Genomic DNA, 24,005 nt, shown 5'->3' on the forward strand with positions numbered 1-24,005 from the left:
CGCTCTTGCCCCACCACTCGGCACCTCGCCCAGGCTCGGTGTGCCCGTAATCCGCCAGTGATTTGGGGGGTCGCCTAAGATCAAAAGCAGATCAAGATCAAGAGCGTCTCGCTTCGCATAGTGGTTACCGTCGGCTGCTACAGCCTACAAAGTTGTGTAGATACCTATGGCTATCGCGGGCAAGCCCTAATGCCAGTCAGTTAAGGTTTTTTGTAGGAGCGAGCTTTCTCGCGAAAAACTTACGGGCGCCGCGTTCATTCAGCGAGCACGCGTTATCGTTGACGTTTTTCGCGAACAAGCTCGCTCCTACAGTAGGCGATGACCGCTTAACTGAGTGGCATTGGGGCAAGCCCGCTCCCACAGGGTTTTGTGTTACCTGTTAGAGCGACTCCAGGCAACCGGCGAGGTCATTGCCGAGTTTTTCCAGCACCTGCTCATAACCCTGGGCCGTCGCCGGGGTATAGCCGCCCAACGCATCCAATTCCGCCAACTTCACCGGCAACCCGGCCACCAGGGTTTCGGCCAAGCGAGGTCGCAACGGCGGCTCGCTGAACACGCAAGTCTTGCCCACTTCCTGCAAACGCGCGCGCATCGCCGCTACGTGCTGCGCGCCCGGCTGCACTTCGGCGGCCACGCTGAACACGCCGGCATGCTTCAAGCCGTACGCCTCTTCGAAGTAATCAAAGGCTTCGTGGAACACGAAGTAAGGTTTGCCATCAACGCCCGCCAAACGCTGCTTCAGGCGCGCATCCAGCGCGTTCAGGCGTTCTTCGAAGGCTTTGGCATTGCTCTGATAACGCTCGGCATTGGCCGGGTCTGCGGCACTGAGGTCGGCCGCCATCCGTGCGGCGATCACGCGCGCATTGACGGTCGACAGCCACAGGTGCGCATCCACGCTGCCTGGGCGGTGATCGTGGTCATGTTCGTCGGCTTCGTCGGCATGAGAATGGCTATCTTCGCCGAAAATGCGCAGTTTCATGCCTGGCAGATCCTGCACGGCCACCGTTGGCGCCGTACGGCCTTTAAGCACACGCGGCAAAAACGTCTCCATGTCTGGCCCGATCCAGTAAAGCAGGTCGACCGACTGCACGCGCCGTACGTCGGATGGGCGCAAAGCGAAGTTATGTGGCGACGCCCCCGGCGGCAGCAATACCTCTGGAACAGCCACGCCGTCCTGCACGGCAGCCGCGATCAGCTGCAACGGCTTGATGCTCGTCAGCACCTTGACCTCGGCCTGAGCGGCACCCGCAACGAACAAACTGGTGACAAATACGACAAAAACGGGAAAAAGTCGGGACACGATGACCACTCGATGGCGTAGGAACGGGTAACATAATAACGTCTCTATCAAATATCTGTCGCCGCTCATGCCTAAAACACCGCTTGCCAGCCGTCCCCACGACCACTCTCACTGCGTGCACACCGCATTGTCAGAGGCCGACACCCTGTGCGCAAAGAAAGGCTTGCGCCTGACCGCCTTGCGTCGCCGGGTGCTGGAGCTGGTGTGGCAGAGCCATAAGCCTTTGGGCGCTTACGATATTCTTGGCGTCCTCAGCGAGCAGGACGGCCGCCGCGCCGCACCGCCTACCGTTTACCGTGCACTGGATTTCCTGCTGGAAAATGGCCTGGTGCACCGTATCGCCTCGCTCAACGCCTTTGTCGGTTGCAACCACCCGGAGCACGCGCATCAGGGCCAGTTCCTGATCTGCCGCGAGTGCCACGCCGCCATCGAGCTTGAGCAAAAAAGCATCAGCGACGCCATTGTCAAAAGCGCTGCCGACGTCGGCTTCAAGGTCGAGGGGCAAACGGTCGAAGTGGTCGGCCTGTGCGCAGGCTGCCAGGGGGTTTGATGAGCAATGCGTTAATCCGCCTGGAGCAGGTCGGGGTCACGTTCGCCGGGCAAAACGTGCTGGAAAACATCGCACTGAGCGTGGAGCCGGGGCAAATCGTCACTTTGATCGGCCCCAACGGCGCTGGCAAGACCACCCTGGTGCGCGCCGTGCTCGGGCTGCTCAAGCCCCACAGCGGAACGGTTTGGCGCAAGCCCAAGCTGCGCGTGGGCTATATGCCGCAAAAGCTGCATGTAGACCCGACGTTGCCGCTCTCCGTCTTGCGCTTTCTGCGCCTGGTGCCCGGCGTAGACCGCGCCCGCGCCCAGGCTGCGCTTAAGGAAGTCGGCGCCGAACACGTCATCGACAACCCGGTGCAAAGCATCTCCGGCGGCGAAATGCAGCGCGTGCTGCTGGCCCGCGCCTTGCTGCGCGAGCCCGAGTTGCTGGTACTCGATGAGCCCGTGCAAGGTGTCGATGTCGCTGGCCAGGCCGAGCTGTACAGCCTGATCACCCGCCTGCGCGACCGCCATGGTTGCGGCGTGCTGATGGTCTCCCACGACTTGCACCTGGTCATGAGCACCACCGACCAAGTGGTCTGCCTCAACCGCCACGTGTGCTGCTCGGGCCACCCGGAACAGGTCAGTGGCGACCCGGCGTTCGTGGAGTTGTTCGGCAAGAACGCCCAGAGCCTGGCTATCTATCATCACCACCACGACCACGCCCATGACCTGCATGGCGCCGTCGTCGATACCCCCCACGTTCATGGAGATAGCTGCAAGCATGGCTGATTTTCTGCTCTACGCCCTGCTGGCAGGCTTGGCTTTGGCTCTGGTGGCGGGCCCATTGGGCTCGTTTGTGGTCTGGCGGCGCATGGCCTATTTCGGCGACACCTTGTCCCATGCCGCCTTGCTGGGCGTGGCCATGGGCTTTCTGCTGGATGTAAGCCCGGCCATCGCCGTGACCGTCGGCTGCCTGCTGCTAGCGGTGCTGCTGGTGACCCTGCAGCAACGCCAGCCACTGGCTTCCGACACACTGCTGGGCATCCTTGCGCCCAGTACTTTGTCCCTGGGCCTGGTGGTGCTGAGCTTCATGCATGAAGTGCGCATCGACCTGATGGCCTACCTGTTTGGTGACCTGCTGGCAATCAGCCCGACCGACCTGGCCTGGATACTCGGCGGCAGCGCTGCGGTGCTGGTGTTGCTGGTGACCCTGTGGCGCCCGTTGCTGGCGATCACCGTGCATGAAGAACTGGCCAAGGTAGAGGGCTTGCCCGTCGCAGGCCTGCGTATGGCGCTGATGTTGCTCATCGCCGTGGTGATTGCTGTCGCGATGAAGATTGTCGGCGTATTGTTGATCACGTCGCTGCTGATCATTCCAGCCGCCGCCGCCCAACGTCACGCTCGCTCTCCGGAGCAGATGGCGATTGGCGCCAGCCTCCTGGGGATGCTTGCAGTGTGTGGTGGCCTGGCGCTGTCCTGGTTCAAGGACACACCGGCCGGGCCGTCGATTGTGGTTACGGCGGCCGCCCTGTTTCTGCTGAGTTTTGTCCTGCCCCGTCGAGGGGTGTAGACTTGCTCGCTTTTTGCGCAAATAGAGAGTCGCAGGAATGAAGCCGTTCACCTCCCGTTATCTGCTCCTTGCCGCATTTTCACTGCTGCTGGGCGCCTGCCAAAGTACGCCGCCCGCTGCCCCCCAGGCTCCGGATCCGCGGGCTGCGGCCATCGCGCAGCTGGAACAAAACCTGGCCAGCAGCGAATTGGCCACCGCCGAAGACCAGTTGGCCGCACTGCAGGCCCAATCGCCCAATGACCCGGCACTTGAGGCCTACCAGCGTCAATTGGCCGAAGCCTACTTGCAGCGCAGCCAGATCGTGTTGCAAAAGGGCGATGTCAACGCGGCCGCCACGGCCCTGAGCCGTGCCCGCGCCCTGATGCCCAAGGCCCCTGCGCTGACTGGTGGCGTCAACAGCGCCATCAGCCATGCGCGTAAAGCCGAATTGGACCAGGCAGAAGCCGCGTTGAAAGCCGCTGAAGCCAAGCCCGCCGCCAAGGTTATCGACCCGGCAGCGCCGAGCACCACCGTGGCGCTGAACCTCGCGGATGTCGAAGACATGCGTCATCAGTTGGACGCGATCGCCACCGACGTGGTGAATTACCAGTGCGATGTCAGCATCCAGGTGCCACGCACCCAGGATTACCCGTGGCTGGCCACGTTACTGACCAAGCGGGTGAAGCGGATTGATTCGGGATATGACCTGAAGATTCACCGGCAAATCCTGAAACACATTCCGGCGCAGGTTGTGCTGATTCCGCGCAAGGCGGACTAAAAGCATCGCAGGCAAGCCACCTCCCACATTTGAACGGTGTGGGAGCTGGCTTGCCTGCGATGACGATCTAACAAACAACCGATAAGTTAAGCCGGAATCGCCTTGGATTTCGGCTCACGCTCCCACACCCGATGCTGGGCAATCGCCGCAAAAAACGCTTTGAACGCCTTGGCATCCGCGCCCACGATCAACCCCGCATCCGCTTCCAGCTTCAGCAGGTCCAGCAACGGCTTCACATCACTGGCTACCGCAATCGCCTTCAGGTGTTTGTAGGCTTCCAGTACATAATGCAACGCCACACCATCACCGCTCAGCGCCTTCACGGACTCTTTGCCACCCGGGATAAACACTGCGTCGAAGGCAATGGACGGCATGCCTTCCATCGAGGCGTCGACCGGCAGCGTCTTGCCCTGCGCAGTGGTCACAGGCGCCGAAGTAGGCCCCAGCAACTTGGCATGGGCGCCTTCAGCTTCCAGCGCTGCTTTTAGCGCGTCAATGGCCGCACCATCAACGCCGTTGGCTGCCAGAATCGCCACTTTGCGCGTTTTAATATCGCCCGATAGTAAATTCACCTGGCTCAAGGCTGGCGATTCTTTCAGCGACGTTTCACGGGCAGGCACCGTGCCCTTGGTCGGCGCTGGCAAGCCCAAATTCTGCGCAACGCGCTTGGCCAGCTCCAGGTCGATATTGGCCAGGATCTCGTTGACCTGGCGCGCACGGATGAACTCGCGCTCCACCTTGCCCAGCTCAAAGCTGTAGGCCGCGATAATGTGCTCTTTCTCGTGGTGGCTCATGCTGTTGTAGAACAGCGTCGCCTGGGAGAAATGGTCACCAAAGGATTCGCTACGCTCACGCACCTTGTTGGCATCGACGCGCTCGTAGTAGGACTCAAAACCACCATCGGTAGGACCAGCAGGGGTTTCTTTCGGCCAACCCCCATCAATGGAGTTTGGTTCGTAGGACGCACGACCCTTATCAATCACGGTGCGATGCTGAGCGTCGCGCTGGCCGTTATGGAAAGGCACGACAGGCCGGTTGATTGGAATTTCATGAAAGTTCGGCCCGCCCAATCGGCTGATCTGGGTATCGGTGTAGGAAAACAGACGGCCCTGCAGCAATGGGTCGTTAGTGAAATCGATGCCCGGCACGATGTGGCCCGGGCAGAACGCAACCTGCTCGACTTCAGCGAAGAAGTTGTCGGGGTTACGGTTGAGCACCATTTTGCCCAGCGGCGTGATCGGTACCAGTTCTTCTGGAATGATCTTGGTCGGGTCGAGCAAGTCGAAATCAAACGTGTGCTCGTCTTCTTCGGCCACGATCTGTACGCCTAGCTCCCACTCGGGGTAATCGCCGCTTTCAATCGCTTCCCACAGGTCGCGACGGTGGTAATCCGTATCTTTACCGGCCAGCTTTTGCGCTTCATCCCATACCAGGGAGCAGGTGCCGACTTTTGGACGCCAGTGGAATTTCACGAAGCTGGACTTACCTTCGGTATTGATCAACCGGAAGGTATGTACCCCAAAGCCCTGCATGGCGCGCAGGCTTTTTGGAATGGCGCGGTCGGACATGGCCCAGATCACCATGTGCGCGGATTCCGGTTGCAGCGAGACAAAGTCCCAGAAGGTATCGTGGGCCGAACCGCCGGTAGGAATCTCGTTATGAGGCTCGGGTTTCACCGCGTGGACGAAGTCAGGAAATTTGATCGCATCCTGGATGAAGAACACCGGCATGTTGTTGCCCACCAGGTCGAAGTTGCCTTCCTCGGTGAAGAACTTCACGGCAAAACCGCGCACATCACGCACGGTGTCGCCGGAACCACGCGGGCCCTGCACCGTGGAAAAACGCGCGAATACTGGGGTTTTATGCTCAGGCGTGCGCAGGAAACCTGCCTTGGTCAGCGTCGAATGGTCGCCGTAACTCTGGAAATAGCCATGGGCGCCCGTACCACGGGCATGCACGATGCGCTCCGGGATGCGCTCATGGTCGAAGTGCGTGATCTTTTCACGCATGATGAAGTCTTCGAGCAGCGACGGGCCGCGCGCGCCGACTTTCAAGCTGTTCTGGTTATCGGAAATCTTCACGCCTTGGTTGGTGCGCAGGGCCTGGCCAGTCGCGTCAGAGCGGAATTCTTCCAGGGCCTGCAACTTGGCGTTGGTGTTGCCACGGTCCAGGGTATCGGTACCCGCAAGTTCACTCTTGGGCGGGGTGGCTGGCTTCTTGGTACTCATCAGTCAAAACTCCTTATTCAAAGTGGCCAGAGCGGTCCCCGGCTCGTTTGAGCAAAACCCCAGGCACGGCACCTGGGAAATCGAGTTGCTTAAGTAGTGACTGACGCGGTTTTGCACCGTTCCTTTTTTATGACCTTTGATCGCGTTATTGCCAAATGACTGGATGAATACGAAATAAATGCTAAGAAACGCTATACGGACAGGCTAAAATGCGCGCCCGGCTAACCGCTGATCCCTTTTCAATGCGCCCCACAAGGTTCGCTACGTGATCGAGTTTCAAAACGTCCATAAAACCTACCGCGTCGCCGGTAAGGATATCCCCGCCCTGCACCCCACCAGCCTGCGCGTCGAGAACGGCCAGGTGTTTGGCCTGATTGGCCACTCGGGTGCCGGTAAAAGCACCCTGCTGCGCCTGATCAACCGCCTGGAAGAGCCCAGTGGTGGCCAGATCAAGGTGGATGGCGAAGAAGTCACTGCGCTGGACGCCAACGGCCTGCGGCGCTTTCGCCAGCAGGTCGGCATGATCTTCCAGCACTTCAACTTGCTGGCGTCCAAGACCGTGGCCGACAACGTCGCGCTGCCGCTGACGCTCGCCGGCGAACTGTCGCGCAAGGAAATCGACCAGCGTGTGGCTGAGCTGCTCGCCCGCGTCGGCTTGTCGGACCACGCCAAGAAGTACCCGGCGCAGTTGTCCGGCGGCCAGAAACAGCGCGTCGGCATCGCCCGAGCCCTGGCGACCAAGCCAAAAATCCTGCTGTGCGACGAAGCCACCAGCGCCCTCGACCCGCAAACCACGGCGTCGGTCCTGCAACTGCTGGCCGAGATCAACCGCGAGCTGAACCTGACCATCGTGTTGATCACCCATGAAATGGACGTGATCCGCCGCGTATGCGACCAGGTCGCGGTGATGGACGCCGGGGTGATCGTCGAGCAAGGCTCGGTGGCCGACGTGTTCCTGCACCCCAAGCACCCGACCACCAAACGCTTCGTACAAGAAGCCGAACAGGTGGACGAAGGCGAGCAGCGCGACGACTTTGCCCATGTGCCAGGCCGTATCGTGCGCCTGACGTTCCAAGGGGACGCGACCTACGCGCCACTGCTGGGTACCGTCGCACGGGAAACCGGGGTGGACTACAGCATCCTTGCCGGTCGTATCGACCGCATCAAAGACATCCCTTACGGGCAACTGACCCTCGCCGTCACCGGCGGTGACATGGACGCTGCGTTTGCACGCTTCACCGCCGCCGACGTTCACATGGAGGTCCTGCGCTGATGGACGTTTTCCTGAGTTTCTTCGCCAATATCGACTGGTCTGAAATCTGGCTCGCCACCGGTGACACCATGACCATGCTGTTCGGCTCGCTGTTCTTCACCGTGCTGCTGGGCCTGCCCCTGGGCGTGCTGTTGTTCCTGACCAGCCCGCGCCAGCTGTTCGAACAAAAAGGCCTGTACGCGCTGCTGTCGCTGATCGTGAATATCTTGCGCTCGCTACCGTTCATCATCCTGCTGATCGTGATGATTCCATTCACGGTACTGATCACCGGCACGTCGCTGGGTGTCGCCGGCGCGATCCCACCGCTGGTCGTCGGCGCCACGCCATTCTTTGCGCGCCTGGTGGAAACAGCCCTGCGCGAAGTGGACCGTGGCATCATCGAAGCCACCCAGGCCATGGGTGCTACCACCCGCCAGATCATCACCAACGCCCTGTTGCCCGAAGCCCGCCCTGGCATCTTCGCAGCGATTACGGTGACGGCGATTACACTGGTTTCCTACACCGCAATGGCGGGTGTGGTCGGTGCTGGCGGCCTGGGCGACCTGGCAATCCGTTTTGGCTACCAGCGCTTCCAGACCGATGTGATGGTGGTCACCGTGGTGATGCTGTTGATTCTTGTGCAAATTCTGCAAACCGTCGGCGACCGGCTGGTGGTGCATTTTTCTCGTAAATAACGGCCATTGCCGGCACACAGCCGGCAGATGCCCGAACAAGGAGCTTGCTGGATGAAAAAACTACTGGTTGCTTTCGCCGCCGTGGCTGCGTTTTCCGCCCACGCCGAGACCATTACGGTCGCTGCTTCGCCGGTGCCTCACGCCGAAATCCTCGAATTCGTGAAGCCTGCCCTGGCCAAAGAAGGCGTGGACCTGAACGTCAAAGTCTTCACCGACTACGTGCAGCCGAACGTACAGGTGGCTGAAAAGCGCCTGGATGCCAACTTCTTCCAGCACCAGCCGTACCTGGATGAATTCAACAAGGCCAAAGGCACTCACCTGGTGAGCGTCGGCGCGGTGCACCTGGAGCCTCTGGGCGCTTACTCCAGCAAGTACAAAAAATTGGCCGACCTGCCTGACGGCGCCAACGTGGTGATTCCGAACGACGCCACCAACGGTGGTCGTGCGCTGTTACTGCTGGCCAAGAACGGCCTGATCACCCTGAAGGACCCGACCAACATCCTGTCGACCATCAAGGACATCACCGGCAACGATAAAAACCTGAAATTCCGCGAACTGGAAGCCGCCACCCTGCCGCGCGTGCTGACCCAGGTCGACCTGGCGCTGATCAACACCAACTACGCCCTGGAAGCCAAGCTGGACCCATCCAAGGATGCCCTGGTGATCGAAGGCAGCGATTCGCCTTACGTGAACATCCTGGTGACCCGCGAAGACAACAAGGATGCGGACGCGGTGAAGAAGCTGGTTGCAGCTCTGCACACGCCTGAAGTGAAGAAGTTCATCGAAGAGAAGTACAAAGGCGCGATCAAGCCGGCGTTCTGATTTCTCCTGATCTGATCGTTCCCACGCTCCGCGTGGGAACGCCTCTCGTGACGCTCTGCGTCACGCTTGGGGACGCAGAGCGTCCCTAACTGCATTCCCACGCAGAGCGTGGGAACGATCATCAGGTGCTCACTTGCGCTGTAGCAACCCCGGCAACTGCGCCACCAGCTTCTGGTTGTTCAACGGCGCACGAATAAACCCACGCTGAGTACCATCCGGGCCGATCAGTGCCAGGTTACCGCTGTGGTCGACGGTGTAGTTCGGCTTAGTGGTATCCGCCGGAATGAAGGGAATGCTCACCGCATTCGAAACCTTCTGCACATCCTCCACATTCGCGCCAGTCAGGCCTTGGAACTGCGGATCAAAGTAACCCAGGTACTGCTTGAGCTGCGCCGGGGTATCGCGGTGCGGATCGACGCTGACCAGGATCACCTGCAACTTATCCACAGCCTCTTGGGGCAGCTCGCTCTTGATCTGGCGAAGCTGGGCGAGGGTGGTTGGGCAGATATCCGGGCAGAAGGTGTAGCCAAAAAACAGCAGGCTCCACTTGCCCTTCAACTCGTTGACCACCACCGGCTGGCCTTCCTGATTGGTCATGGTCACCGCTGGCAACTGGCGGCTTTGCGGCAACAGAATGATGCCCGCGTCGATCAGCGCGGTAGGGTCGCCCTGGCCTTTGCCCGAGAGCACTTTGTTGACGGTCAGGCCCATGATCAACGCCACCAGGGCCACGAGGATGAAGACGGTTTTTTGAGTTCGAGTCATAGGTTCAACAATAAGTAGTGGTCTACGAGCAGGGCGATAAACAGCAGCAGCAAGTACCAGATAGAGTACTTGAACGTGTTGATCGCCGCGTGCGGCTGGCTGCCACGGTACAACACCCAGGCCCATTGCAGAAAGCGCGCACCCAATACCAGCGCACAGCCCAGGTAGAGCAGCCCGCTCATGTGGATAACGTAAGGCATCAGGCTCACCGCCAGCAGGGCGAAGGTGTACAGCAGGATATGCACCTTGGTGTAGTGCTCGCCATGGGTGACCGGCAGCATCGGGATGTCGGCCTTGGCGTATTCCTCTTTGCGGTGAATGGCCAGGGCCCAGAAGTGTGGCGGGGTCCAGGCGAAGATGATCAACACCAGCAGCAAGGGCTCGGCACTCACATGCCCGGTGACAGCCACCCAGCCCAGCAGCGGCGGCGCCGCACCGGCCAGACCGCCGATGACGATATTCTGCGGAGTCGCCCGCTTGAGAAAACCGGTATAGATCACCGCATAACCCAGCAGCGAAGCCAAGGTCAGCCAGGCCGCCAGCGGGTTGGTAAACGCCAGCAGCAGGGCCAATCCTGCAATCGCCAGGAACAACGCAAACGCTAACGCCGCCATCGGCGAGACACGCCCCTCAGCCATCGGCCGCTTGTGAGTGCGCGCCATCACGGCATCAATCCGTCGATCCACTACATGATTGACCGCCGCCGCGCCGCCGGCACACAGGGCAATGCCGAGGTTGCCGAACACCAGCACTGTCCAGGGCACCCCGGCGCGGGTGGCGAGGAACATGCCCACCAGCGAGGTGATCAGCATCAGCACCACCACTTTGGGCTTGGTCAGCTCCAGATAGTCACGCCAGATCGCCCGGTCGCGACGTGCGCCGATCACGGTCGCCATGGCAGTTCTCCTTTAAGGGTGATCAGGCCCGACACCTGTTTGCGCGGGATAAAACGCCAACCGAACAGACGCGGGTGACGCACCCGAACCAGGCTGGTGCGCGCGTGGTAATTGACCAGCACCAGCGTCAACAACAACGTTGCCCCGCCAGCGTTGTGCGCGACTGCCACCGGTAACGGCAGGCCGAACGCCACATTGCTCAGCCCCAGGCAGATCTGCGCGGCCAGGGCGATCAACAGCAGACCGGCCAGGCGCGTCATCCCCACTGCCCGCAGTTGCCAGGCCAAACCGAGCAGCACCAGCGTGACCAGCACGGCGCCGACGCGATGCGTCAGGTGAATAGCAGTGCGCGCTTCGCTGTCGAGCTGCCCGCCCAGGTAATTGGGGCCGATGTGCTGGGTCAGGTGAAAGCCATTGGCAAAGTCCGCTGCCGGCCACCATTGGCCATGGCAGGTGGGCAAATCGACACAGGCCACTGCCGCGTAGTTGGAACTGACCCAGCCGCCCAGGGCGATCTGCCCGATCACCAGCACCAGGCCCGCCGTCGCCCAATATTGCAGGCGCTTGGGCACGACCAGCGCCGGCAGTACGCCGGACAGCCGCAGGGTCAGCAGAAACAGCAGGCTCAAGGTCGCAAAGCCGCCCAACAGGTGCCCGGTGACCACTTGCGGCCAGAGCTTCAAGGTCACGGTCCACATGCCAAACGCCGCCTGGGCCAACACCACCGCCAGCAGGAACAGCGGCAGCTTCACTGGCTGGCCCGGATCACGCCGATGACGCCACGAACGCGCCGCCAGCAGCGCGATCAAGAGGCCCAGGCTGCCAGCGAAGTAGCGATGGGTCATCTCGGCCCAGCCTTTGTCGGCCTCCACCGGCGTGTCGGGAAAGTGCAACTCGGCATGGGCCAGTTGGGCTTCGCTTTGGGGCACGCTGATAAAGCCATAGCAGCCCGGCCAGTCCGGGCAGCCGAGGCCGGCGTGGGTCAGGCGGGTATAGGCGCCGAGCAGCACGACAAGCAACGCCAGTAAGGTGGCAAACAGCGCGAGGCGAAATCCAGGCTTGGCCATGACGGTGCCCTTATCCGATGTTCGACAGTTTCAGCAGCAAGCGCAGATCGTTGAGCAAGTCCTTGCCCTTGACCTTGGCGTCATAGCGCAGCACCAGATTGCCGTGGGGGTCGACGATCCACAGTTGTGCCTCACCAGGCGCGGCAGCGTTCCTGGCAAAGGTCGACACATCCAGCGGGTAGCGCTGCAGCTGTGGATATTCGGCCTTGAGCTTGGCCTCGTATTCGCGGCTCAAAGGTTGCGCGCCGGCCAGGGCATGGCTGGCACGAGACGCATCACGGCCAAGGCTGATCTGCAGCTGGCGCGCCAGGTACACCAGTTGCTGGCAATCGGCAGCGCAGGCGGCGGGGGCGGTGACCAGCAGTTGCCAACGCTGTTCATCGGCCTGCACACCAATGTCGGCGCGGGTCTGGCCGTTGCCGATCAGTTCGCCGTGGTAGCTGCGGCTGTCCGGCACCCAGAACTGCAATTTGTACATAAAGGTGGCCAGCGCCATCGGGCCGATCACCATCATCAGGATCAAAATCAGCTGCCAGCGACCCTTGCGCCGATCAAGCGTGTCAGATGTGCTGGGTGGATTCATGGCCGCTCCCATGGGGCTTCTCCTTTTTGTTATGCCATCCGAGGTAGAGGTAAAGCGCCAGCAACGCCACGGCCATGGCGAACCATTGCACGGCGTAGGCCAGGTGTTTTTCCGGGCCCATGGCGACCACGGGCCAGCTGGTTTCGTAGGTATCGGGGCCCGCTTCGGCACGCAGCTCATAGGCAAAACCGCTGCGCCCCAGTTCGTCCCACAGCGCGGCGGGGTGCAGTGCGGTAAGCAGGCGCGGCCATTGCGTGCTGGCCGGGTCGGCATGCAGTTGGAAGGTCTCGCCGGGGGCGACGTACACCCAGGCGTCGAGGTTCAGCGTCTGTTCAGGGGTAGTAAAGGCGGGCGCGATACGCCGGTCTGGCCAAGGCAGCCAGCCACGATTGAGCAACAGCCACAGGCCGCTGGCCTGATCATGAAAAGGTTGCAGCAGCTCAACACCGGCCTTGCCGTCACGCATGCGGTTATCCAGCAATACGCTGTGTTCACCATCCAGTTGCCCGCGAAGATGGACGCGACGGAAGGCCGGATCAGCCATGTCATTGAGTTGCGCACTGCTGACCGGCTCGGCCGCGCGGCGCTCGGCATAACGGTCTACCAGCAGTTGCTTTTCGTGCCCACGGGCCAGTTGCCAAAACCCCAGGCCGACCATCAATGGCAGCAACACCAGCACCACCAGCGTCGGCGCGATGCCCGGACGAAAGCGCTGCAGGGCACTGGCTATACTCGACCTCATCGCCCCTCTCCCAATAAGCCCGGAGCCAGACCATGCTCAAAGCCGCCATTGCCCTGATGCTGATCGCGACCGTCGTGAGCCTGTTCAGCGGCTTGTTCTTCCTGGTCAAGGACGAGGGCAACTCCAACCGCCTCGTCACCGCCTTGACTGTGCGTGTCACGCTGGCCGTGATCACCGTGGGCTTGATCGCCTGGGGCTTTTTCAGCGGCCAACTGGTCTCTCATGCGCCGTGGTAAGCGGCGTCACAGCACATAGACAAAGAAAAACAGCCCGATCCACACCACGTCCACAAAGTGCCAATACCAACTGGCCGCCTCGAAACCGAACTGGTGCTCGGCATTGAAATGCCCGCGCAGGATGCGCATCAGCATCACAAACAAAATAATGGTGCCGATGGTCACGTGGGCGCCGTGAAAGCCCGTGAGCATGAAGAACGTCGCGCCGTACACGCCTGAACCCAGGGTAAGGCCCAACTCTTTGTAGGCGTGGATGTATTCCTCAGCCTGGAACCCAAGAAACGCCAGGCCCAGCAGCACGGTGATCGCCAGCCAGAGTTTCAGTGCACCACGATGGCCTTTGCGCAGGGCATGGTGGGCAATGGTGATGGTCACGCTGGAACTCACCAGCAGGATGGTGTTGACCAACGGCAGGCCCCAGGGGCTGATGGTGCCTTTGGGCGCAGGGTAGAGCTTGGGGTCGGGGTTGTTCAGCAGGGGCCAGGCAAACTCAAAGTTCGGCCACAGCATATGGGCAATGCCCTTGGGCCCTTCGCCCGCCAACCAAGGCCCAGCCCAGACGCGCACGTAGAACAGCGCACCAAAAAAGGCGATGAAGAACATCACCTCCGAAAAGATGAACCACGTCATGCCCCAGCGGAACGAGCGGTCCATCTGCGCGCTGTACAGCCCGGCACGACTTTCCTTGATCACCGCGCCAAACCAGCCAAACAGCATGTAGGCCAGCAGCAAACCGCCGACGAAAAAGATCCACGGCCCGTGGGATTCGGCCCGCGCGGCCTTCAAGTCGTTGAACCACACGGCCAGGCCATACACGGTGACCAGCAGGCCAATCGTGGCAATTATCGGCCATTTGCTTTGCGCTGGTACGTAGTACGTATCATGAGTCGACATGTATTCGCTCTCCTGATTGAGGGGGCAAACAGTAGCTAGCCCCCGGTCCTGACGGCCACGGGCGGCTGGCGCGCAGTGATATCGAACAGCGTGTACGCCAGGGTCAAATGCTTCACATCCTTGGGCATCGCGCGATCGACGATGAAACGTACGGGCATCTCAATGCGCTCACCGGGCTGCAACACTTGCTGGGTGAAGCAAAAGCATTCGGTCTTGTGGAAGTACATCGCCGCCTCGGCCGGGGAAATGCTGGGTATCGCCTGGGCGGTCATCGGCTTATCGGTGGGGTTGTAGGCCACGAACAGCATCTCGTTGACTGCTCCGGGGTTGACCACAATCTCATCGGCCTTGGAATGAAATTCCCAGACCATGTCGATGGCGTTGGTGGACAGAAACTGCACGCGCACCTGGCGCGAGGGGTCGACCATTTGCTCGCCCTCGTACTGGCCGGCGGTCTTGCCGTTGATGCCGAACGCCTTGCACATCACGTCGTAGATCGGCACCAGGGCGAAGCCAAAGGCGAACATCGCCAACACCAAAATCAGCAGGCGGGTGACCAGGCGCTTGAGCGGTACGGAGTCAGCCATGGCGCCCACCTGGCTTTGGACTTTCTGTGGGAGCTGGCTTGCCTGCGATGAGGACCTCAAAGTCGGGAGATTCAGCGCCTGACATACCGCCATCGCGGGCAAGCCCGCTCCCACAGGAGGAGTATAGGGAGGGCTTCATTTGACCTCCGGCGGCGTGGTGAAGGTGTGATACGGCGCGGGCGAGGGCACGCTCCATTCCAGGCCTTCGGCGCCATCCCAGGGCTTGGCCGGCGCAGGCGGGCCGCCACGGATGCACTTGATGACAATGAACAGGAAGAAGATCTGCGTGGCGCCGAACATGAAGGCACCGATGGACGAGACCATGTTGAAGTCAGCGAACTGCAGGTTGTAGTCCGGCACCCGACGCGGCATACCGGCCAGCCCCACGAAGTGCATGGGGAAGAACGCCATGTTCATGCCCACGAAAGACAACCAGAAATGCAGTTTGCCCAGGGTTTCGTCGTACATGTGGCCGGTCCATTTCGGCAGCCAGTAGTAGGCCGAGGCGAAGATCCCGAAGATCGCGCCGGGCACCAGTACGTAATGGAAATGCGCCACCACAAAGTAGGTGTCGTGGTACTGAAAGTCCGCCGGGGCAATCGCCAGCATCAGCCCGGAGAAGCCGCCGATGGTGAACAGGATCACAAAGGCCACCGCAAACAACATCGGCGTCTCGAACGTCAGTGAGCCTTGCCACATGGTGCTGACCCAGTTGAATACCTTCACCCCCGTGGGTACGGCGATCAGCAGGGTGGCGTACATGAAGAACAGCTCACCCACCAGCGGAATGCCCACCACGAACATATGGTGTGCCCACACGATGAATGACAGGAACGCGATGCTCGCGGTGGCGTAGACCATCGAGGTGTAACCGAACAGCGGCTTGCGCGAGAAGGTCGGGATGATCGAGCTGACCGCGCCAAAGGCCGGCAGGATCATGATGTACACCTCGGGATGCCCGAAGAACCAGAACACATGCTGGAACAGCACCGGATCGCCACCACCGGCCGCGCTGAAGAAGCTGGTGCCGAAGTGGATATCCATCAGCATCATGGTCACGCAGCCCGCCAGTACCGGCATCACCGCGATCAGCAGGAACGCGGTGATCAGCCAGGTCCACACGAACAGCGGCATTTTCATCAGGGTCATGCCCGGCGCGCGCAGGTTGAGGATGGTGGCGACCACGTTGATCGCGCCCATGATCGAACTGATGCCCATCAGGTGGATGGCAAAGATAAAGAACGTCACGCTTTCCGGCGCATAGGTGGTGGAGAGCGGGGCGTAAAAGGTCCAGCCGAAGTTCGGCCCGCCGCCGGGCGTGAACAAGGTAGACACCAACAGCAGAAACGCCGCCGGCAGCAGCCAGAAACTGAAATTGTTCATGCGCGGCAGGGCCATGTCCGGCGCGCCGATCATCAGCGGGATCATCCAGTTGGCCAGGCCGACGAACGCCGGCATCACTGCGCCGAACACCATGATCAGGCCGTGCATGGTGGTCATCTGGTTGAAGAACGCCGGCTGCACAATCTGCAGGCCCGGCTGGAACAGCTCGGCGCGGATCACCATGGCGAACGAGCCACCGAGCAGGAACATGGTGAAGGCGAACCACAGGTACATGGTGCCGATGTCTTTGTGGTTGGTGGTCAGCACCCAGCGCATCAGACCCTTGGCGGGGCCGTGGGCATGGTCGGCATGACCATGGTCGATCACAGTGCTCATGGCCGTTCTCCTGCAAGCGAGTGAGCGGGGCGATTCAGGGCATTGGCAATGAAAGTAGTCATTTGCTTTGGGCCTGTTTCAGAGCCAGCACGTCTTTGGGCGTGACCATGTCGCCTTTGTTATTACCCCAGGCGTTACGCTCATAGGTCACCACAGCGGCGATATCCACTTCAGAGAGCTGCTTGCCGAAGGCTGCCATCGCGGTGCCGGGCTTGCCGTGATACACGATGCTCAGATGGTCTTTGGCCGGCCCCGTGGCGATTTTCGAGCCCTTGAGCGCCGGGAACATCGGTGGCAAGCCTTGGCCCTCGGCCTGGTGACAGGCCACGCAGGTGGTGTGATAGACCTTGTCGCCACGAGCCACCAGTTCGTCCAGAGTCCACTCCTTGGAGGTCAGTTCCTTGAGCTTGGCCGCCTCCTCCTTGCGCTCGCCCAGCCAGGTGTCGTAGTCAGCCTTGGACTTGACCTCAACCACGATGGGCATGAAGCCATGGTCCTTGCCACACAGTTCGGCGCACTGGCCACGATAGATGCCGGGCTTCTCGACGCGGGTCCAGGCCTCGTTGACGAAGCCGGGGATGGCGTCGCGCTTGACCGCGAAGGCCGGTACCCACCATGAGTGGATCACATCGGCGGCGGTCACCAGAAAGCGCACCTTGGCACCCACCGGCAATACCAGCGGCTGGTCGACTTCCAACAGGTAGTGTTCACCCTTGGTAGCCTGGTTATGGATCTGCTCGGCGGGCGTGGCCAGGTTGCTGAAGAACTCCACATCCTGCCCCAGGTATTTGTAATGCCACTTCCACTGATAGCCGGTGACCTGGATATCGATATCCGATTCACTGCTGTCGTAGATGTTGATCAGGGTCTTGGTGGCCGGAATGGCCATGGCCACCAGAATCAGCAAGGGCACCACGGTCCAGAGGATTTCCACGGTGGTGCTTTCGTGGAACTTGGCCGCTACCTGGCCCGTAGACCGGCGGTGCAGGATCATTGACCAGAACATCGCGCCAAACACGACGATGCCGATCACCACACAAATCCAGAAAATGGTCATGTGCAGGTCAAACACAGCGTGGCTGACTTCAGTAGCCCCTGGCGCCATATTCGTGGTCCAGGCGGCGTGCGCCTGGCCGAATACCGACCACACCAGGAGGCCCATCCAAACGTGTGGATGTCGCGTCATTGCGGGTTCCCCTTTATGTTTCTTGTTATCCCGCCGGTTTGCACCTGCGGCGAAGGGAGCGGCTTCCATACTGCTTACAACCGCCAAGCCTTGCCTGCGTCATGCAGTTGGGCGTCATCAGCTAATTGCGTACAAAATCGAGTATAGACAGCCGTAGCAACCCCGCAATGTGTGGGGGCAAATGAATAGAAACAGACAGACGGAGCCCGTAAAATGGGCGGCGGAATCGTTTATCCGACGAACGATGGCATTTCGATATAACCCCTGCCTATAACCATGAAATAATTATGACAAATGCGTCTTAGGCGCTCGTATAAACGAACTACCTTGTCTTTTCCCTTTTCCTACGCCTGCTTCACTGGAGCCCTCATGAACACCGCCGCATTGCGCGAGCAGATTTCCCGTGCCCATCAACACGAAGCCACCACCGGCCAACTTGCCATTCAGCTGGAACAACAATTGCCGCACCTGCACTCGGCCATTTCTCTGGCAGACGGTGATCGCAACATCGTCATGACGCGCTTTGTGACTGCCTACATCGACCTGGTTCCTGATTTGCTCGACGCTGCCAATGACGTGGCCCGTGAGGCCGGGATTGAAAGCCAGATCAAACCAGTACTGAAAATCGCTGAACATTTCTTCCTGCAGCCGCCAGCGATTCTGGCCGGCCACGACGGCCTTGATGGCCTGCTGGATGAGGCCTACCTGGCGCATCGCCTGGTCGAAGAAGTGAACGACCTGTACATCAAGCATTTCGGCCAGCCGTTGATTCCAGCGGATACCACCGTGGCCAACGTGATCGCCCATCAACTGATCGGCGAAGACTTCGCCAACCAGTTGGATGAAGCCGTGCACCTGGCTGTGGATGAGATGCTTAACGAGGAAAGCTTTGCGCTGGAGTCGGTCGAGGCCTATCGCGAGCAGCTCAAGAGCCCGCAGACCGAAGCGTCCTGGAAGCGCTGGCCGTGCCTGTCGCGCCAGCTTGGGGTTGAGCTGTCGCTGGATCAACCTGCGTAAATCGTCCGGCTTACAAAGATCAACTGTGGGAGCCGGGCTTGCCCGCGATTGGCGGAGTATCAGCCAACAGATTAGTTGACTGAACCACCGCCAATCGCGGGCAAGCCCGGCTCCCACAGTTTTTTGAGGGGTCAGGCAGGCGCTGAGCCGATCCCCACTGTCGTTCTCACCCGACCTTCCAGCCGACGCTTCAACCCACGCGCCTCGATCACCAACGTCGAGCCCTTGGCTGCATTGGCCCGGCCCCATTCTTCCAGCAACTCCAGGCAAGAGTGGTCGATGTAACTCAAGTTACTCAGCGGCACATGCAAGGTGGTCCCCGCAGGCACCGCCGACAGCACCTGAGTCAACGCCGGCACCTTCAGAAAGGTCGCCGCCCCCGTCAAACGCAGCTCCATTTCACCTTCCTGAGGCAGGTCAACAAGGCTGACTTTAAGACGCGACGCCTTGAACGCCAACTTCACCAGCGTCAGCCCAAAGCCCACCAGCACGCCGGTCAGCAAATCGGTAAAGATGATTGCCAGCGCGGTGGCCGCATAGGTGAACATCGGCATCCGACCATAGCGCCCCAGCGCCTTGAACGCCTTGACGTCTACCAGCTTGATGCCGGTGTACACCAGCACACCCGCCAGGCTCGCGACCGGAATGCTCTGCAGCACGCTCGACAGCAAGAGCACGAAACCCAGCAGCCACAGGCCATGGAACATCGCCGACAGACGCGTGGTAGCACCCGCTTGGACGTTCGCCGAGCTGCGTACGATCACGCCAGTCATTGGCAAGGCGCCAACCAGGCCGCAAAGCATGTTGCCTACACCTTGGGCCGACAATTCCTTATCGAAGTCGGAACGTTGACCACTGTGCATGCGGTCCACCGCTGCGGCAGACAGCAGGGTTTCGGCACTGGCAATAAACGCTACGGCGAACGCCGCGATCAGCAGCTGTGGATCAGCCAGGTTCAGCAGGTCGCTGGGGCGCAGCCAGTCGATAGCGTCCGCCAGGTTTTCCGGAACTTCCACGCGCTTGACCTGCAGCGCCAGCACCAGGCTGGCGACGGTCGCCAGGCCCACGCCAAGCAGCGCACCGGGCACAAACCGTAGTGGTTGCGGGCGGAATTTGTCCCACAGGTACATCACCAACATCGTCGACAAGCCGAGTACGCCAGCCTGCCAGCCGAGCCCGCCGCCGAAGGTAGGAATCGCTTCAGCCAGCGCTGCCGGGAAGCCTGCCAGGTTATCCAGCCCTGAAGGCTTGGGCGCGCCGTCGAGCATCACATGGATCTGCGACAGCACGATCAACACGCCAATCCCGGCCAACATGCCGTAGACCACCGCTGGCGCGGTGACGCGAAACCAGCAGCCCAGGCGCAAACGCCCGGCCACCAATTGCAGGAAGCCGGCCAGCAACAGGATCGGCCCCAGCATCAGCATGCCGTGCTGGCGCACCAGTTCGAACACCAGTACCGCCAGACCCGCCGCCGGGCCGCTGACTTGCAGCGGCGAGCCGGCCAGCCAGCCCACCACCAGGCCACCGATGATGCCCGTGATCAGGCCCTTGGCCGGCGGCATGCCGGACGCAATCGCGATGCCCATGCACAGTGGCAAGGCGACCAGAAAAACAACCACCGAGGCGAGCAGCTCCCGTGGCAATACAGCTTTCAATTGAGCAGCACGCATGATGACTCTCCCGAGGCATTCGCCGGGCGCGGTAAAGCCTGGCTGCATCCATGGCAGCCACCGCATTACCCGGCAGGGAAGTGTTTTAGAAGCGCGCTTTAGGCGTCGCTGAAGGGATCGGCTCGGTGCCGTTCAGCGGTCGGAACGCCGCTTTGTCCGCATCGTAGGCCCGTATTTCGCTGGTCTCGATGTTGTAGATCCAACCATGGATAAACAAATGACCATTGGCCATGCGCGAAGCCACGGAAGGGTGGGTGCGCAAGTGTTGCAGTTGGGCGATGACGTTTTCTTCGGTCAGCACCGCCATGCTCTCGCCTTCGTTGGCGCAGTCGCAGTTGTCATGGACCATGGTCTTGGCGACCTCGGCGTGACGCAGCCAGGCTTTGACCGTTGGCATCTTTTCCAGGCTGTCGGGGTTGAGCACGGCACGCATGGCGCCGCAGTCCGAATGCCCGCACACGATGATGTGCTGTACGCCAAGGGCGAGCACCGCGTACTCGATAGCGGTGGAAACACCGCCGTTCATCTGGCCGTAGGGCGGCACCACGTTGCCGACGTTACGGGTCACGAACAGGTCGCCTGGGGAGCTTTGAGTGATCAGCTCGGGCACGATGCGCGAGTCGGCGCAGGTGATGAACATTGCCCGTGGGCTCTGGGCAGTGGCGAGTTTCTTGAAGAGTTCTTCCTGCTGGGGGAAGACGTCGTGATGGAAATGCAAAAAGCCGTCAACGATATGCTGCAGCGCTGCATCGGCGGATTCCGCCACCTGAGGGGCTGAAGCCGACGCAGCCAACGGCTGTTTATCCTTGTCACTCATGATTCATCCTCTTGATCAATGCAGGGGAGGGTTCAGGTCAGTTCGACGCCATGGCGGTGAAATAGTTGTAAAACAAGCACCGGCCAGGCCGCCGACTCATCAGTCACTCGCTGAACAAGGTAACCGCCGAAACTTAACTCAAACTGAATGAACCGCTCTAGAACGCGGGTTTCAGTGATGTCAAAACGCGACTATTGCTACAGCAAAGGTGCACGTCTGTCCCTCAGTCTACAACAAAGCCATCTGCCTGCCCGGTGGGCAAAACGCCGTGCAATCGAGGTTGAACCCTTCCCGCCGATTCAGCCCCAGGCGTTTGATTGCCTTGGTGAACCGCTGCGCCAGCAAATCGGCAAACGGCCCCTCACCGCGCATGCGCACGCCAAACCGGCTGTCATACACCTCACCCCCGCGTACCTGGCGCACCAGGCTCATCACATGGGCCGCTCGCTGGGGGTAATGGGCCACCAGCCACTCCTCGAACAACGGCGCCACCTCCAACGGCAGGCGCAGCATCATATACGCCGCGCTTTGTGCGCCGGCCGCGTGAGCTTCGGTAAGCAGGCTCTCCAGCTCGCTGTCGTTGATCATCGGGATCATTGGCGAGCACAGCACGCCCACCGGGATACCCGCGTCGCGCATTACCCGAATCGCCCGCAGCCGCGCCTTGGGCGCTGCCGTGCGCGGTTCCAGGATGCGCTTGAGCTCGTCGTCCAGGCTGGTGAGGCTGATCATCACCGCCACCAGGCGCTGGCGGGCCAACTCGGTCAGCAAGTCGAGGTCACGCAGGATCAACGAACCCTTGGTGATGATGGTCACCGGGTGCCGGTAGCGCAGCAGTACCTCAAGGGTTTGCCGGGTAATCCGGTATTCACGCTCGATTGGCTGGTACGGATCGGTATTGGAGCCCAGGTTGATCGGTGCGCACACGTAGCCCGGCTTGGACAACTGCTGCTCCAGCACATCAGCCGCGTTGCTCTTGGCAATCAATTTGGTTTCAAAGTCCAGCCCGGGCGACATGTCCCAATAGGCATGGCTGGGCCGCGCATAGCAGTAGATGCAACCATGCTCACAACCGCGATACGGGTTGATGGACCGATCAAACGGCAAGTCCGGCGAGTTGTTGCGGGTGATGATGGTCTTGGCCGTTTCGATACGCACTTCGGTGCCTTGGGTCGGCGGCACTTCCTGGTACCAACCGTCGTCCTCGGCCACGCTGACGGTGGGTGCAAACCGATTGTGCAGGTTGGTGGCCGTGCCCCGGCCACGGGGCGGCAGCGCAGTAGACATGAAAACGCCTCGATACTGTTTTTATATACAGTATCGAGGCGCGAGGTTTCTGACCAGTGCCGTTGGGCGGCCAGCGAACTTATCAGTGCTTTTGCGTCACCTGGCCCAAGTCATCGCCCGAGGTGGTGTGCAGATCGTTTTTGCGCAGATCCGCCACATCGCTGGCCTTGACCGGCGCGCCCTGGTTGCCCCAGCTGCCACGGATAAAACTCACCACATCCGCCACTTCCTGGTCCGACAGACGCCAGGCGAACGCCGGCATGGTGAAGGTTGACGGCGCCGCATGGGTGGCCGGCAAGGTGCCGCCGTTCAACACAATGTTGATCAACGACGTGGCATCTGCCGTCTGCAACACCGGGTTGCCCGCCAGCGCCGGGAATACCCGCGTATAGCCATGGCCATCGGTACGGTGGCAAGCCGCGCAGTTGTCGATATACACCGACGCACCGGGCTTGCTGTCATCGCCCTTCCACAGCGCTTGTGCTACCTGCTTGTCGTACTGGTGCGGCTGGTCCTTGGGATCGACCGCCGGCAGGCTCTTGAGGTAGCGGGCGATAGCGGTCAGGTCCTCTTGGGACATGTACTGCATGCTGTGCACAACCACATCACTCATGCCGCCGAATACCGCGCTACGGTCGCTGCGACCGGTCTTGAGGAACTGCACCAGTTGCTCCTCGCTCCAGCTGCCGAGGCCGTCCTTGTGGTCGCCGCGCAGGCTTTTGGCAATCCAGCCTTCCAACGGCGCACTGCCAGACAGGAAGGCGCTGCCGTCCGTGGCACTCAAGGCCTTTTCCTGCATGGTCAGGGCACGCGGCGTATGGCAGGCGCCGCAATGTCCGAGACCTTCCACCAGGTAGGCGCCGCGATCGATCACCGGGTCGGCGGCGGCTTGCGGCTGATGCGCCTCGACCGCCGGGGCAAACATCCAGCGCCAGGCCGCCAGCGGCCAACGCATGCTCAGGGGCCAGGGAATATCGCTGTCCTTGTTTTCCTGGGCGACCGGTTCGACGCCCTTCATGAAGTACGCGTACAACGCTTGCATATCGCTGTCGCTGACACGTGCGTAAGACGGGTAGGGCATCGCCGGGTAAAGCGTACTACCGTTCTTGGCGACGCCATGGCGCACGGCCTTGTCGAAATCCTCAAAGCTGTAGTCGCCCAGGCCGGTCTTGTCCGGGGTGATGTTGGTGGAATAGATCACGCCAATCGGTGTTTCCATCGGCAGGCCGCCAGCGAAGGGCTTGCCCCCCTTGGCGGTATGGCAGGCGACACAGTCGCCGGCGCGCGCCAGGTATTCACCCTGCTTGATCAGATCGGTTTCGGCGGCGCTGATCGAGCAGCTGCTGAACAGCGCCAGGGAGGCGATAACGAGTGCTTTCAT

The 24,005-nt window shown here is 60.9% G+C and carries 24 protein-coding genes; 9 read left to right on the forward strand and 15 right to left on the reverse strand.

Annotated features, from left to right (window positions below; translation table 11 throughout):
• Window positions 1–379 precede the first annotated feature (379 nt).
• Complete coding sequence (locus QK296_RS26195; RefSeq protein ID WP_003187364.1) at window positions 380–1,309, reverse strand: zinc ABC transporter substrate-binding protein; 930 nt, start codon at window positions 1,307–1,309, stop codon at window positions 380–382.
• 46 nt (window positions 1,310–1,355) lie between these two features.
• Between QK296_RS26195 and QK296_RS26200 the strand changes: the two genes are divergently transcribed.
• Genes QK296_RS26200 through QK296_RS26215 form a run of 4 tightly spaced genes read left to right on the forward strand, consistent with a single transcriptional unit; the run spans window position 1,356 to window position 4,158 of the window.
• On the forward strand, window positions 1,356–1,850 hold the full coding sequence (locus QK296_RS26200) for a Fur family transcriptional regulator (protein ID WP_169857065.1): 495 nt from the start codon (window positions 1,356–1,358) through the stop codon (window positions 1,848–1,850).
• Window positions 1,850–2,620, forward strand: coding sequence for a zinc ABC transporter ATP-binding protein ZnuC (gene znuC / locus QK296_RS26205; protein ID WP_003187361.1), 771 nt, complete (start codon window positions 1,850–1,852; stop codon window positions 2,618–2,620). Before QK296_RS26200 ends, znuC begins: the two co-directional genes overlap by 1 nt.
• The gene (gene znuB / locus QK296_RS26210; RefSeq protein WP_003187359.1) at window positions 2,613–3,401 is read left to right on the forward strand and encodes a zinc ABC transporter permease subunit ZnuB; all 789 of its coding nucleotides are present in this window, start codon (window positions 2,613–2,615) and stop codon (window positions 3,399–3,401) included. The genes znuC and znuB overlap by 8 nt, the downstream gene beginning before the upstream one ends.
• Window positions 3,402–3,438: 37 nt before the next feature.
• Window positions 3,439–4,158 (forward strand): PA5502 family lipoprotein, encoded by a 720-nt coding sequence (locus tag QK296_RS26215; protein WP_014716334.1) that lies wholly within the window; start codon window positions 3,439–3,441, stop codon window positions 4,156–4,158.
• A gap of 86 nt (window positions 4,159–4,244) precedes the next feature.
• On the opposite strand, the gene katE is transcribed toward QK296_RS26215, so the two are convergent.
• The gene (katE, locus tag QK296_RS26220) at window positions 4,245–6,386 is read right to left on the reverse strand and encodes a catalase HPII (RefSeq protein ID WP_034134154.1); all 2,142 of its coding nucleotides are present in this window, start codon (window positions 6,384–6,386) and stop codon (window positions 4,245–4,247) included.
• Window positions 6,387–6,651: 265 nt separating this feature from the next.
• Between katE and QK296_RS26225 the strand changes: the two genes are divergently transcribed.
• From QK296_RS26225 to QK296_RS26235, 3 genes are read left to right on the forward strand one after another with little or no spacing between them, the layout of a single operon-like run.
• Window positions 6,652–7,659, forward strand: coding sequence for a methionine ABC transporter ATP-binding protein (locus QK296_RS26225; RefSeq protein WP_003187356.1), 1,008 nt, complete (start codon window positions 6,652–6,654; stop codon window positions 7,657–7,659).
• Window positions 7,659–8,333 carry a methionine ABC transporter permease gene (locus QK296_RS26230; RefSeq protein ID WP_003187354.1) on the forward strand — a complete coding sequence of 225 codons (675 nt, stop codon included), beginning with the start codon at window positions 7,659–7,661 and terminating at the stop codon, window positions 8,331–8,333. The genes QK296_RS26225 and QK296_RS26230 overlap by 1 nt, the downstream gene beginning before the upstream one ends.
• Window positions 8,334–8,384: 51 nt before the next feature.
• A complete protein-coding gene (locus QK296_RS26235) occupies window positions 8,385–9,155 on the forward strand; it encodes a MetQ/NlpA family ABC transporter substrate-binding protein (protein WP_034134153.1) in 771 nt (256 codons plus the stop codon).
• A 129-nt stretch (window positions 9,156–9,284) separates the two neighbouring features.
• Here QK296_RS26235 and QK296_RS26240 read toward each other — a convergent pair whose 3' ends face one another.
• The 5 genes from QK296_RS26240 to QK296_RS26260 are packed head-to-tail and all read right to left on the reverse strand — an operon-like array spanning window position 9,285 to window position 13,208.
• Window positions 9,285–9,920, reverse strand: coding sequence for an SCO family protein (locus tag QK296_RS26240; RefSeq protein WP_003187352.1), 636 nt, complete (start codon window positions 9,918–9,920; stop codon window positions 9,285–9,287).
• Window positions 9,917–10,816 carry a heme o synthase gene (gene cyoE, locus QK296_RS26245; protein WP_044270274.1) on the reverse strand — a complete coding sequence of 300 codons (900 nt, stop codon included), beginning with the start codon at window positions 10,814–10,816 and terminating at the stop codon, window positions 9,917–9,919. The genes QK296_RS26240 and cyoE overlap by 4 nt, the downstream gene beginning before the upstream one ends.
• Complete coding sequence (locus QK296_RS26250; protein ID WP_034134151.1) at window positions 10,804–11,883, reverse strand: COX15/CtaA family protein; 1,080 nt, start codon at window positions 11,881–11,883, stop codon at window positions 10,804–10,806. The genes cyoE and QK296_RS26250 overlap by 13 nt, the downstream gene beginning before the upstream one ends.
• A gap of 10 nt (window positions 11,884–11,893) precedes the next feature.
• Complete coding sequence (locus QK296_RS26255) at window positions 11,894–12,478, reverse strand: hypothetical protein (RefSeq protein ID WP_034134150.1); 585 nt, start codon at window positions 12,476–12,478, stop codon at window positions 11,894–11,896.
• Window positions 12,444–13,208 (reverse strand): SURF1 family protein, encoded by a 765-nt coding sequence (locus tag QK296_RS26260; protein WP_034134149.1) that lies wholly within the window; start codon window positions 13,206–13,208, stop codon window positions 12,444–12,446. Before QK296_RS26260 ends, QK296_RS26255 begins: the two co-directional genes overlap by 35 nt.
• Before the next feature lie 32 nt (window positions 13,209–13,240).
• Here QK296_RS26260 and QK296_RS26265 point away from each other — a divergent pair, with 32 nt between their 5' ends.
• A complete protein-coding gene (locus tag QK296_RS26265; RefSeq protein ID WP_003187345.1) occupies window positions 13,241–13,444 on the forward strand; it encodes a twin transmembrane helix small protein in 204 nt (67 codons plus the stop codon).
• A gap of 6 nt (window positions 13,445–13,450) precedes the next feature.
• Here QK296_RS26265 and QK296_RS26270 read toward each other — a convergent pair whose 3' ends face one another.
• The 4 genes from QK296_RS26270 to coxB all read right to left on the reverse strand — a co-directional run bounded on the left by QK296_RS26270 (window position 13,451) and on the right by coxB (window position 17,830).
• Window positions 13,451–14,338, reverse strand: coding sequence for a cytochrome c oxidase subunit 3 (locus QK296_RS26270; protein WP_034134148.1), 888 nt, complete (start codon window positions 14,336–14,338; stop codon window positions 13,451–13,453).
• Between the two features lie 35 nt (window positions 14,339–14,373).
• A complete protein-coding gene (locus QK296_RS26275; RefSeq protein WP_003187340.1) occupies window positions 14,374–14,925 on the reverse strand; it encodes a cytochrome c oxidase assembly protein in 552 nt (183 codons plus the stop codon).
• 135 nt (window positions 14,926–15,060) lie between these two features.
• Entirely contained in the window at window positions 15,061–16,644 is a 1,584-nt protein-coding gene (gene ctaD, locus QK296_RS26280) for a cytochrome c oxidase subunit I (protein ID WP_003187339.1), read from the reverse strand.
• A 58-nt stretch (window positions 16,645–16,702) separates the two neighbouring features.
• Entirely contained in the window at window positions 16,703–17,830 is a 1,128-nt protein-coding gene (gene coxB, locus QK296_RS26285) for a cytochrome c oxidase subunit II (protein WP_003187336.1), read from the reverse strand.
• Window positions 17,831–18,199: 369 nt separating this feature from the next.
• On the opposite strand from coxB, the gene QK296_RS26290 reads away from it, so the two are divergent.
• Window positions 18,200–18,847: a hypothetical protein gene (locus QK296_RS26290; protein WP_034134146.1), complete on the forward strand. Its 648-nt coding sequence runs from the start codon at window positions 18,200–18,202 to the stop codon at window positions 18,845–18,847.
• A 131-nt stretch (window positions 18,848–18,978) separates the two neighbouring features.
• On the opposite strand, the gene QK296_RS26295 is transcribed toward QK296_RS26290, so the two are convergent.
• From QK296_RS26295 to QK296_RS26310, 4 genes are all read right to left on the reverse strand, one after another.
• Window positions 18,979–20,520, reverse strand: coding sequence for a SulP family inorganic anion transporter (locus QK296_RS26295; protein ID WP_003187333.1), 1,542 nt, complete (start codon window positions 20,518–20,520; stop codon window positions 18,979–18,981).
• An 85-nt stretch (window positions 20,521–20,605) separates the two neighbouring features.
• Complete coding sequence (locus QK296_RS26300) at window positions 20,606–21,337, reverse strand: carbonic anhydrase (RefSeq protein WP_003187331.1); 732 nt, start codon at window positions 21,335–21,337, stop codon at window positions 20,606–20,608.
• 228 nt (window positions 21,338–21,565) lie between these two features.
• Entirely contained in the window at window positions 21,566–22,624 is a 1,059-nt protein-coding gene (locus tag QK296_RS26305; protein ID WP_003187330.1) for a PA0069 family radical SAM protein, read from the reverse strand.
• 82 nt (window positions 22,625–22,706) lie between these two features.
• Window positions 22,707–24,005: a cytochrome c gene (locus QK296_RS26310; protein ID WP_034134143.1), complete on the reverse strand. Its 1,299-nt coding sequence runs from the start codon at window positions 24,003–24,005 to the stop codon at window positions 22,707–22,709.

This window comes from Pseudomonas sp. AL10, from assembly GCF_029960685.1.
Taxonomy (GTDB): domain Bacteria; phylum Pseudomonadota; class Gammaproteobacteria; order Pseudomonadales; family Pseudomonadaceae; genus Aquipseudomonas; species Aquipseudomonas lactis.